5 protein-coding genes and 1 pseudogene are annotated in these 11198 nt (G+C 67.4%); 1 reads left to right on the top strand and 5 read right to left on the bottom strand.

Features of this window, described 5'->3' with window-relative positions; genetic code table 11:
- Positions 1-627 precede the first annotated feature (627 nt).
- The 5 genes and pseudogenes from UK94_RS33685 to UK94_RS10255 all read right to left on the bottom strand — a co-directional run bounded on the left by UK94_RS33685 (position 628) and on the right by UK94_RS10255 (position 8669).
- A complete protein-coding gene (locus UK94_RS33685; protein ID WP_162246899.1) occupies positions 628-888 on the bottom strand; it encodes a hypothetical protein in 261 nt (86 codons plus the stop codon).
- A 3892-nt stretch (positions 889-4780) separates the two neighbouring features.
- Positions 4781-5164: hypothetical protein (locus UK94_RS46695; protein WP_235487359.1), on the bottom strand; the 384-nt coding region annotated here is incomplete at its 3' end.
- A 318-nt stretch (positions 5165-5482) separates the two neighbouring features.
- A pseudogene (locus tag UK94_RS10265) lies at positions 5483-6105 on the bottom strand (S-4TM family putative pore-forming effector); the annotation flags it as partial.
- 437 nt (positions 6106-6542) lie between these two features.
- On the bottom strand, positions 6543-6668 hold the full coding sequence (locus tag UK94_RS73390; RefSeq protein ID WP_256788261.1) for a hypothetical protein: 126 nt from the start codon (positions 6666-6668) through the stop codon (positions 6543-6545).
- A 1497-nt stretch (positions 6669-8165) separates the two neighbouring features.
- Positions 8166-8669, bottom strand: a complete 504-nt coding sequence (locus tag UK94_RS10255) for a hypothetical protein (RefSeq protein WP_157734195.1) — start codon at positions 8667-8669, stop codon at positions 8166-8168.
- 1365 nt (positions 8670-10034) lie between these two features.
- Here UK94_RS10255 and UK94_RS10240 point away from each other — a divergent pair.
- Positions 10035-10469: a hypothetical protein gene (locus UK94_RS10240; protein ID WP_235487357.1), complete on the top strand. Its 435-nt coding sequence runs from the start codon at positions 10035-10037 to the stop codon at positions 10467-10469.
- Positions 10470-11198: the final 729 nt, after the last annotated feature.

The following is an 11198-nucleotide window of genomic DNA, read 5'->3' as shown; positions in this document are numbered from 1 at the left end:
GGGTTACGTGGGATCGCGTGGTTTTACAACATCATGCGGACTTTTTGCGGACCGTGATCACGGTATCGATCGGCCGGGTCGGACCTTGATGATCGGGAGTCCAGAGGTGTCAGGCGGGCAGTTCGACCGCGCCCGCGTCGACACCGGGGCGGGGAATGCTCGCAGGGAATCTGATCACGCTCAGCTACCGGCCATGGGTCCACTGAGCCTGCTCTTGTGGCTCAGGGAGACCACGTCGGTGTCCAGGACCGACGGGCTACACGGCGGCGCCTCAAACGAGGTCACGACGACGCTCGGCGTAGGTGAACGCGAGGTACTCATCGAGCTCCTCGTCGGAGTCGAAGGTGTCGGCCGCCAGGTCGTAGAGAGACCAGATGGGCTGTGTACCTCGCGCGGTCAGAAGCCCCCCAACGGTGANCTGAGGGCGCAACGGCGGATGGCCGGTTTCCGGAGTGCTCATGGGCGCGGGCCTCCTCGCTGGTGTCTCCGGCTGTGGCGAACTAGAACCAGCATTCGGCGGTGCCCAAGCCGCGACCTATGACCGGCTGTAGTCCGAGCCGCCGTCCAAGTCCTCGACCGCACGCCTCCGCCGTGACCTGGCAGCTTGGCCACTCGNAGATTCCTCGGCTACTCCGGACGATCTAGAATCGGCATCTCATTTGTTCTCATTGCGCTCATAGTGATACGAACGAGTTGCTCGGATATGTCGTGACGCCCAGCATTCCGAATCTCCTCGTAGATAAGGCGAGGACCCCAACTTTCGGGACACATGTCGATCATCTCGATGATTTTCCAGATTTTCGCTGGGCTGACATCGACCGGGTCGCCGTCGCGATCATGAATCTTGACCGGCCGGTACAGGCGTTTGCCAATGTCCTCGTCACGCACCACCTTGACCTCCCCTAGACGTCGATCTGACGCTAAGGACCACATACGGCCCAGGTCCATGGCCGAGACGTTGGCGGGAACCTGACCGAGCCATGTCAAAACCTGCGGCTATCGCGCCCTAAACTTAACCTCTTTGCCATGAGTGGGGGTTTAGTAAGCGTGGCCGTCCATATCGCAGTGGTCGACCCGCTGCCGATGTTCCGCCAGGGCGTCGGAGCCGTGCTGTCGGCCNCCGGGTACGCGGTGGACGATCCCGCAGATCTGCTCGCGTGGGTGGGTCGAGTTTCGACGGCCTTGGTGCTTCTGACTCTCGACCTGGAGGGCGACTGGCGACTACTGGAACGATTGCGCAGTGACAGGTCGCGAGCGATGGTCATCGCGCTTGTCGAGGGGGATGGTACGACGCGTGGGGTGCGAGNGGTGCGCGTCGGCGCTCGCTCGGTGCTGCCACGCCAGGTCACCGCGCCGGTCCTGCGCCGCACCGTCGATGCGACGCTCGACGGCCATGCCGTGCTGCCGGNAGAGGTTGCGGCTGTGCTTGCCGCTAGCAGCAGCGCCGACGTCGATGGGCGCACGGCCCTGTCCGAGCAGCAATTGCAGTGGCTGCGTAGTCTTGCCGCAGGCAAGACGGTCTCGAGGTTGGCCGACGATGCCGGCTACTCCGAGCGGGCCATGTACCGTGTGCTACAGGCGCTGTATCAACAGATGGGAGTCAAGGGTCGGATGCAGGCCATCATGCAGGCCCAGGCTCTCGGCTGGCTCCGGTGATTGCGTCGAGCACGGGCCGAAGGCGGCCCCGCTGAACTCCGCAGTTCTCGAGTTGCAGGACCATATAGGTCAAGAATTTTTCGATTCCCCGGGCGGGTGGGCGACCTTGGGCCCGGGCTGCTCTCATATGCTCGGCCGCTGTGTGCAACGCCGAGTTGTCGGCCAGTCCGGTCCAGCAGAATGCATAGCTCAGGAACTGCCGCGCGCCGATGTCTCTCGGGTNGCATCCCAGTTCGCCGGNGGCCTCGCTCCGCAGTCCGGCAAAGCGTCGGTCCGTCTCGTTGGTGTTCCCGCCCATCGCAGCCGCCAGCCCATGAAGCGCGGGCACGATGAGCGATNGGCCCAGCCGCCGGTATGAGTTGGCCTTCTCGATTGCCTCGTTCGCCTTGCCTATCTCGCCGAGTTGCAGGTACGCCATGCACCGTATCGTGTACGCCTGCAGCAAAATGACCGGGTTGCGCTGGCGGCGGGCANCGGCGACCACTTCGCCGGCCAGTGCGAGAGCTTTATCTGGGCGGCCCTGGTCGAGCATCAGGTCTGCCCGGGCATCGACACACGCGGTGTCCAGCGAGCTGTCAATCTGCTCGTCAGCCACCGCCTCAGCCAAGGCGATGTGCTCATCTGCCACATCGAGATTCCCGGTCTCGGCGTGCCAACGANCAATCTTGATCGCAATAGTGACCGTGCGGCTCGAGTCGACTGTCCGCGCCAGCCTTAGTGCCTGTGCGGCCCACGCCATCGCCTCCTTATAGTCGCCCCAACGCCGGTAGCAGTTGGCGAGTCCTTCACTGGCGTCCATGCGGTCCTCGGCGTCAGTGCCGGGCCNCATATCGATCTCGGTCAGCGCGAGGCTGTACAGATCGATGGCAGCTTCTGTTTCAGCCGCCTCCCAGTGCATCCCGNCCATATTGATCAGAATTCGCAAGCGGTTCGCGGGGTCGTCAAGCCGGGTTGCAATGTCCAGTGCTTCCTTGAATGTCTTGGTGGCTTCAGGGAAGTAGCCGCGGGACACATATAGGTCACCGAGAGCGTTAAGATTCGACATTTTCAGATGCGGGTCATCCAGTCGATCTCTAATACGTTCGCGGAGATCCAGCAGCACCAACTCTCCGTCCCAACGCCGCAGTAATTGGTCGGTCAGGTGCAGTATTTCGTGTGCGGCCTCGTAGCGTCTGGCTCGCACCAGTACGTCGATTAGGGCGAGGTGTGGGCGAAGGTCGTCGACCCCATGAATATCGGTGCTGGNCTTGAGTCGGAATCCGAGCTGTCGTGCGGCGACGTGCAGCATCTTCTGCCAGTCATACGCGTCAAGCGAAGATCTCCGTTCCTCCCAGTATGTATTTCCGGGCGGCAGTCCATACCGGCCGTCGCTGACCTCGATTACCCGAAGTCTCGCCAGCTTCTGCAGCATACCTGCGACTTTTCCGGCGTTGCTGGTGTCAAGCCGATCTTCGACGACGGCAGCCACCGCATCGGCCTCGACAGGGGTGCCGAACGCGGCCAGCGCTGCCAGGACCAGTCTGGCCGGGTCGGACAGTTGCTCCCACAGGGCATCGGCGAGGAACTGCGGTATTTCTTCGGGCTGGCGGCGTGCCGCCGCCTCGACCAGCGTGGCAGCCTCATACCCGCCGCCGATCCAGTGGACGATGCTGTGAGCCAAGCTGGCATGCGACGGGTTGCCCTTTAGACAATCGCGCAGGGTCTCGATCTGGACGTCGTTCAGACCAGACAGACTGCTGCCAACCGGGTCAAGTCGGTCGAGGAACCGCTTGAAGTGTGGCTGCCGCAAACCCTGCACCCGCACCTCTTCCGCGAGGCGGGGCCACGTGTTGGCTCGAGCCGAGCCCGGTGGCTGACGCGTGACAAGTACGACCTTCACCGGATGGTCCGGATGGACGGCGAGCAGTTCAAGGGCTTCGTCGAACTCGTCGTCGACGAGGGTATGACTCTGGTGGTCGAGCAGGACCTCGGCCCGTTCGATGACGATGGCCAGCCACGTGTCGAGCGCATCAACAGCTACCGCGAGCCGACTGTGCGGCGACTCGCCAGCCCGCAGGCGGTCACCCGCCACGCCGGCCTCGATGGCCTCGACAAGCATCATGGCATCGGGCCGCCGGATCCCCGCGGCGTCGTGCTCGACGACCTTCAGTCCAGCTGCCCGTAGCTCTGCCACTACATCCTCCACCAGAGCGGACTTTCCGACGCCGGGTTCGCCGTGCACCACGATCACGCCCAGATTCGTGTTGGTCATCGCCGCATGGAGAGCCGCCTTCTCCTCGCTCCGGTTGATGATCCGCAGCTCCTGGCCGGTTCGCGGCGCCATCAGGCGCGCCGCGTGATTCGGCTCGACCAGGTCGATGGTCAGACGCCGCGGCGGATAGGAGGGTTTGCGCCCGGGTACCAGTTTCCGAGCCAGTTGGCCGGCAAGCCGTAGGCACCACCAACGCCCTGCCGTCCCGACCGAGCTATAGGTAGCGTGTCGCATCGCCTCGGCGAGCAGGGACACCCTCAGTTGGTCATCCCACATCTCCCGCCAGTCGGCAGCGAAGGGTGCATCGCCGGGATCGATGAGCGCGTCAACGACGGCCACAAGGTCCGACGGCGCTGCGGGGGGCTTCTGTTCCGGGGCGACGAGGTAGTCGAGGAGTGCTTCTGACGCGACCGAGTCGAGCGTCTCGATCTGGTGTGNCAGGACCGAGATCAGTAGTGTCGCCGGGTCGCGGGTCAGCGGTGCGTATGGTTCGAAACCGGATAGGTCGATCAGCCAATATTTATCAGGAAAGGCAACGCCGTCGGATCTGCACTGCACCAGTACGTTCTCGAAGTGAAGGTCGCCGTGACTGTGTCCCGTCAGGCGGGTTTTCGGCTCGTTCGCGGCGAGTTCTGTGTCCTGGAGTAGAGCCCAGGGGTTGGGCATGGCCGGGTCGTCGTCGGTGGTNATCCAGTCCTCGTCGGAGGGAACGATCCAGCCGGTGAAGTCTGGTCGAAGTTCGCACCGCAACAGCTCTGGTACCGTCTGCTTTTGAGTTTGAAACTTGGTTCCGGTCCAGTCCTTGAGCAGGCCGNCCTGGACCGCGAGACACACCGTGTGGAGTTGGGCGGACCTTACCTTTGACAGAGTGCNCATTAGGCTGAGATTGCCTCCAGCGATCCGCTGACCGACAGCGGTCTCGCCGTCCGGGCATTGCACTGGAGCGAATGCGATCTCCACAAGATGGCTCTTGACGAAGCTGTTCTCGTAGGTGTACTTCAGGGCGGCGGCGTGTTGGGCGCTCTCCACCCGACTATTGGTTGGCGGGCACACCTTAACGATGCATCGTTGCGGGGCAGGACTGTCGGCTTGGTCGTGCTCAATCGAGACCACCGCGAGCTTTGCGGTGGTATATCCGTTTAGATCCGGTGCGCCGGACTCGATAGCAATAGTCTGGTTCCGCCGCGCGAACTCTTGGCGTAAGGCGGTCGCCGGGCCCTCACCGAGGGTGTTCGCGAGAGGATCTTGGTCGGGCATGGGAGGGCCACCTCGCTTGCTCGCGCCGGCATGCCGCGCGGTCTGACAGTAACGTGCCCATGAGTGTCACATATCTGCCACGCGCGCAGAATCCGCGACTTCTCCGTGTGGTGACGGCAGGCNGAGTTCCGGCTCTACGCCGGGTCAGCCTTGGGCGGGCGGGCTAAATCGCCGCTCGAGAAGCCGCTGCCGGTATTCGAAGTCACGCTTGTCTCGGTCGTGGAACCTGCGGAAGAACCATACTGGCGTACGGGCTTGCTGCCGGCGCAGATTGAACAGCAGGTCCTGCACCTGGCGGGCCAGGATGTCCCACTCTGNCCCGGGAGAGAGAGGAGCCCTGGCTGAATCAGCCTCCGCAGCGGCAACGATCTCTCGTGCGCGGTCGCGCTCGCGGGTGTTGAAGAGCTGTGCACGGTAAACGTCCAGGCACAGTAGCAACAGGCCGAGCGACGGCACGAACCAGCCGCTGACCAGCGCAGGGAGACGCAGTCCGACGGCGAATCCGACGACCAGGCCGGCCGCGACCCACAGCAGGGCTAGCGACAAAAGCGCCTGTGCGTAACGCAGGCGGACCTTTGAGCCCCAGGCGAGATTTTGTTCCAGGCAGAACAGGACGTCGTAGGGGGCAGGGACAGCCGCGATCAGATAGTAGTCGCGCAGCCGCCTGTCGTCGCTCCGGTAACGACTCTTGAGGTCGCTCACCTGGTCCTCGGGAATCCGGTCGCCGACCCCGACGCGGTTCCATGGCACGCCGAACAGCTCGGTGTCGAGCATTTCTTGCAGGGTCGCGCTAGCGCGCTGGAAGCGCACAGCCCCAGGAGTCAACGCGATGGCGTAGATCGCCGTCCACACGGCCCCGGCCAGACTCACCGCTGGCACGGTGGACGGACGGAGCTGCGCGAGGACACCGAGAGCTGCAACGGCTAACGAGACCGAGAGTGNTACGGCATGGACCGCCTGGACCCGTCGGTGCGACACCGCGATGGCTCGGTGTAGATCGAGGATGCNCTCGCTGTTCTGCCGCGTCATCAGGTCCACCATCCCGCCCCCCACGAACCCGNGCGTCCATGACGACCCGAAGTCATTGAATCGGGTCGCCCTCTGATCATGTCAGGATTCGGAGGCATCCGGTGGCGGCAGCTCTGGCCGAGGCGGATGCAGGGGCGGCGGTCCATGAGACGCGCCCAGTCTGGGCAGGGAGCATGGCCTGTCTACAGGCGATCGGCCGGCGCCGTGACCGGCCGATCCTCGACTCGCCGACCACGAGCTCCGGGCGTGCACCGAAGCTCACCAGCGACGTCGCGACGACCCGCTCGTGGCCCGTGGCGCCTACGCCGACGCCCCCGCCGCCGAACGGGTCGCCGACCGGGCCCGTGCCCTACGCGCCGCCGCGGGCACGCTGACCGGCCAGGCGATCGGCGAGACCAGCGACGTCGACGACTCCGGACCGCTGGTCCTGCTCGGTCACGCCCTCCAGGCCGTCGGCGGCGACAAGAAGGCCCACCTCGCCGTCCTGGCGTCCCGCCTGGCCGACTCCTGGCCCGACCGGGGTACACCGCCGACACCCCCGACGGATCGGGGCCGTGGACGTCCCAGCAGCTCGGCGCGCACCTGCGCGCCGCCGGCATCGTCATTGACGAGCGGTGCTGGGCGACGGGCATCAAGGGCCGGCCCACCAACGCCGTCGGAGTCACCCGCGACGCGCTGCGCGACGCCGTCGCCGCTAGGTCCTAGCCCCCTAGGTCTAGACCGCCCTAGGGTCGAAAACAGCCTCTGAGCTGGGCTCTAGGCACCTAGGTGCGCCACTCGATGCCGCCCGGGACCGCGCCCCCGAGGTACCACGGCACCGACCCATCCCTAGGCCCGACCACCTGCCCGGAGATGTCGGTGGGGTTGCGTGGTGTGAGGATCGGCGACCAACCCGCCAACCCCGCCGCACGGGGTTGGCCTGCGGTCGATCACCTGGTGGCGCCCGCCGTCGCCCGCTGGTACACCCCGGCCTGGGCCGGGGTGAGCGTCCCAGTCACCCGGACGAGCACCGGACCTGCCGTGTAGTCGTACTCGCTGCCCAGGACGCCCTGCGCACCCTGGAGAGCGGCCTGAATGAATTGCGCCCTCGCCGCGGCACCCGCCGGGGTCGGGTACACCTCCACCGACCCGCCGCGTTCGATCGCATCCGGCGCCACGCCCTCGCCCAGCTCGGCTGGTGGGATCCGACTGTCACTGAATGCGATCTTCGACGTGTAGCCNCCCGGCCGGTCGAGCAGCTTGTTCGGGTCGGACTCGGCCGTGTAGACCAGCGTCACGGTCAACGGTGTACCCGCGCTGCGCAGCACGTTCGCCACCTGCTCCGCGGTAAGCGCCCTGGCTTGCTCGGTCGAGGCCACACCGGACGNCCCGGTGGCGGGCGCCGACCCCGCGTCGCCGCCCCCGCATCCGGCCAGCGCCACCAGGCATGCGAGCGGAACGGCCGCCATAATCTTTTTCATCGGATCCCCCTGAGATCGTGCAGGGGGAGAGCTTGCCACCCTTCGCGATCACCTGAGGTACGCGGGTAAACCCCCACGTCGACACCGTGTCACCGGGCTCGGACTCACCTGCACGGGATCGCCGTGCGGGCCGGATGGNGAGAGGAACAGGGGATGGCCAGGGCCAGCCGCGGTCAGACGGTCGTGGCGGGAGGCACGGCGCTCCTTCGGTCCTTCGGGTTGGGATCGGCTCAGCCGGCGGTCGACCACCTGTTGATCAGATCGGGGTTGATCATGAGGAGGTCGGCGAGAAGGAAGCGGACCGCCGGCCATGCGGCACATACCACCGTTTCGCGGGCGTCGGAGTGACGGAGCGCCACCCCCCGGCGATGATCGCGAACTCGACGACCGGGGCGCCGGTCGGTGCTCTGCTCGGCCGCAACCAGGTCGCCGTAGCCGCGTCCACCCGGTCATCGCTAGGGAACGCCTGCGGACCCAGGGACAGAGGCGCGACCTCGTCCGGCTCGACCTGCTCATGCAACTGCGCCTCCTGCTCGTCCGGGCGGGCGCTTGATGAAGTCGTCGACGTGCCGCCATCCGTCCGCGCCGGGCAGCAGTCCGCCGTTGGTGCGGGTCAGGAGCCCGGCGTGGACGGCCTCGTCCGCCCAGAGGTCCAGCCACGGCGTCGGTGTCCCGAGACGGCTGGTGACGGCGCCGAGGTCCAGGCCGCCGCGGGGCGTGCGGTGGGGTTGTTCAGCAGCGATCGCCGCCCACACCTGCGGGTCGGTCAGCCGCGTCCGGCGGATCTGCTCATGCTGGTCGAGGCCGCGATCGGTGAGCGCCCACGCCGGGCCGCTGGTCAGGACCAGCAACTCCGCGGCTGTCCAGGTGGCCAGCCGCAGGAGAAGCCAGGTCCGGTCGACCGGACCGGCGGGGGTGTCCAGCCCGGCGGCGATGTCGTCCGTGGAGGCATGTCCGGTGCGCTGCCAGGCGGCGCTGATGGCGGCCCACAGTTCCCGCCGGCTGATCGCCGCCACCCCGGCCGGCACTCGATGGCGGTGCCGAGATCGGCCAGGCGGTGACGGTAGTACAGGGAGAGCCCGTTCGGTGTCCGGTGGCGGTGGAGCAGGCCGACGGCGGCGAGGACGTCGAGGACGGCGCCCATGTCCACGGCGGACACGCGGATCCGGTCGGCGACCCGCTGCGCGGTGAACCCGCGCTCCGTTTGGCCGGCGCGGCTGTGCGCCCACAGCAACGTCCGGTGTAACTCGGTGGGGTCGACGATGTCGATGGGGCGGCGTCTCGCGCTCACCGGTCAACGTCCGGATTCCCGGCGTCCCCGAGGTCACGCTGGTCGGCGGCGGGGAGGAGGTCGAGGGTGCCGGCGCGGACCGCGGCGGCGAGCGCCCGCCACACCGGCGCGGGTAGGCGTGCCTCCCGCCGGTGCGGGTAGCCGAAGCCGAGCACCACTTGGTCGCCGTCCAGCGGGGTGCGCCCACCCGACGGCGTCCACGACGACCACCCCATGCCGAGCCGGTCGAGCCGGCCCGAGCGGACCGCTTTCGTCAGGCCCATCCAGACCACCAGCGGCAACCGAACGTCGACTTGGCCGGAGGTGGTGCGGTAGCGGATGACGACTTCGGCGCCCGAGCGGGCGACCCGGACAGTCGGAGCCTCCGAGGTGGCCGGCCCGGCGGCCTNCCATAACATGATCTCTCCCTGCGTTGTGGGAGCCTGCCTGCCGCCGTCGGGGTGGGCGGCCTCCCAGGCGGGCAGGCGGTCAGACGGCCGCGGTGATCTGTTCTGCATCGGTGACGAGCTGGTCCAGGTCCCGGACGAGGCTTTCGGGTAGGCGGTGCGCGGTCGCGGCTTGGAATGCGCGCAGGTAGGGCACCAGCGTGAGGAAGGCGTGGCGGGTCGCCCAGAAGGCGGCGAGGTCGGGCGCGTTGCGGGCGCCGGTGAGGACGTATCGAAGGCTGACGGTCTTGTCGGCGGCGAGGGCGGCAGCGACCCCGTCGGGGAGCCGGGACAGCCGGCGGACGGCGCTGGCTGGGCTGGTGCGGTAGAGGTCCATGGCGGTGTGCTCGTCGTGGATTGCCCACAGTGTGATCAGGGTGTTGGTGCCGCACCAGCCGCCGACTTCGGCGTCCACAACGTCGGCTCGGGCGTAGTCGGGCACGTCGTGCAGCAGCACCGCGGCAAGCAGTTCGGGCGGNGCGTCGGGCAGGTGACGGCCCAGGGTGAGCGCCACCCGCACGGCGTGACCGAGCGCCGGCGCACCGTCGATGATCTGCCCGGCGCACCAGTAGCGGGCGATATCAAGCGCCGCGGTGACGATCCGCGGGCGGGGCGCGGTGAGAACGGACCGTCGGGTCGGGCCGGCGGATGGTGATGATGGACGGGTGACATCCGACATGGATCATCCTTGGGACGAGGACGCGCTGTGCGCGGTCTGCCCGGGCCAGGTCCACGATCCGGGCAGGTTCGACATCGTCGACGGGCCGGGGCCCGCCAGCCGGTACGACACAACGGCCGGCTACCGGCGTGATCTGGACAGTGGGGTGCCGGTCTGCATCCATCCACACAAGATCGGCTTCCCGGTCGGCCGGTACGCCTCCGCAGGGCAACGCTGGCCCGCGGAGGCCGAACCGGCACCGCACCCGGGGCCGATGCCCGACGATCCGGATGCACTCGCCGGGTGGATGACCGCGCTGGTCCGCCATGCCGACGTCGACGCCGTGGCCGAGGTGCTCGTCGACGCCGAGCGGTCCGCGGCGCAGCGGTTCCCGGCCGAGCTGGTGGTGAATGCCCTGCGGGCCGCGCTGGCGGAGGTCTAGCGGCCGAAGGTGATGAAGTGCGACCGGCCGCCGCTCTGCACGCCGATCGACTCGTAGTGCTCGAAGAGGATGTCCAGGCGGCGGTGGGCTTCAGCCTTGCCGATCCAGTAGCGGCGCGGCAGCTCGCCCCAGCCGGCGGCCCGGTACACCTCGTCGGTGTAACCGTTCTCGTCGTAGACGAACCGCTCGTTGTCCGTCGAGTGGATGAACGTCAGCGAAAGATCGACCTGGACCCGGGACAGGATCGTGAACTGGGCGGTCAGCGCGTGGACCATCTCGTCGACCGGCGCGGACACGTCGAGCTCGGCGGCCCGCTCGTCTTGGGTGAGCTCGAACACGGCGGCCTTCATCGCCATCGTGCGCAGCGCCTCGACGAACAGGTGCGNCCCGTCGGCGTCGAGGTCCCACTCGGCGATCAGCGGGTAGCCGGTGAACGTCGCCCAGCACGTCGGGTACTGCAGGGTGCTCGAGCGCAGCCGGTCGAACNCCGGGTGGGCCTCGATCGCGTCGAGGATCACCGCGGCACGCTCGCCGGCAGTGTGCGGGCTCGGTAGGTCGACGAGTGCCACGGCGGCCTGAGGCGGGGCCGGGGCGGTCGTGGCCGTGTTCTCGTGGTTCATGGCCGGGTCTCCTTTTCGATGGGTGGGTTGAGGCTCCCCACCCGCGGCGTGTGGACACGACGAGGGCGCCGCGGGTGGGGGCTTCGCAGGCAGGGCGATGACCGGTCCG

Source organism: Frankia sp. AvcI1, assembly GCF_001420875.1.
GTDB lineage: Bacteria > Actinomycetota > Actinomycetes > Frankiales > Frankiaceae > Frankia > Frankia alni.
Note: the sequence above shows the minus strand (reverse complement) of the source record. Positions and strands in the feature narration are given on the sequence as shown.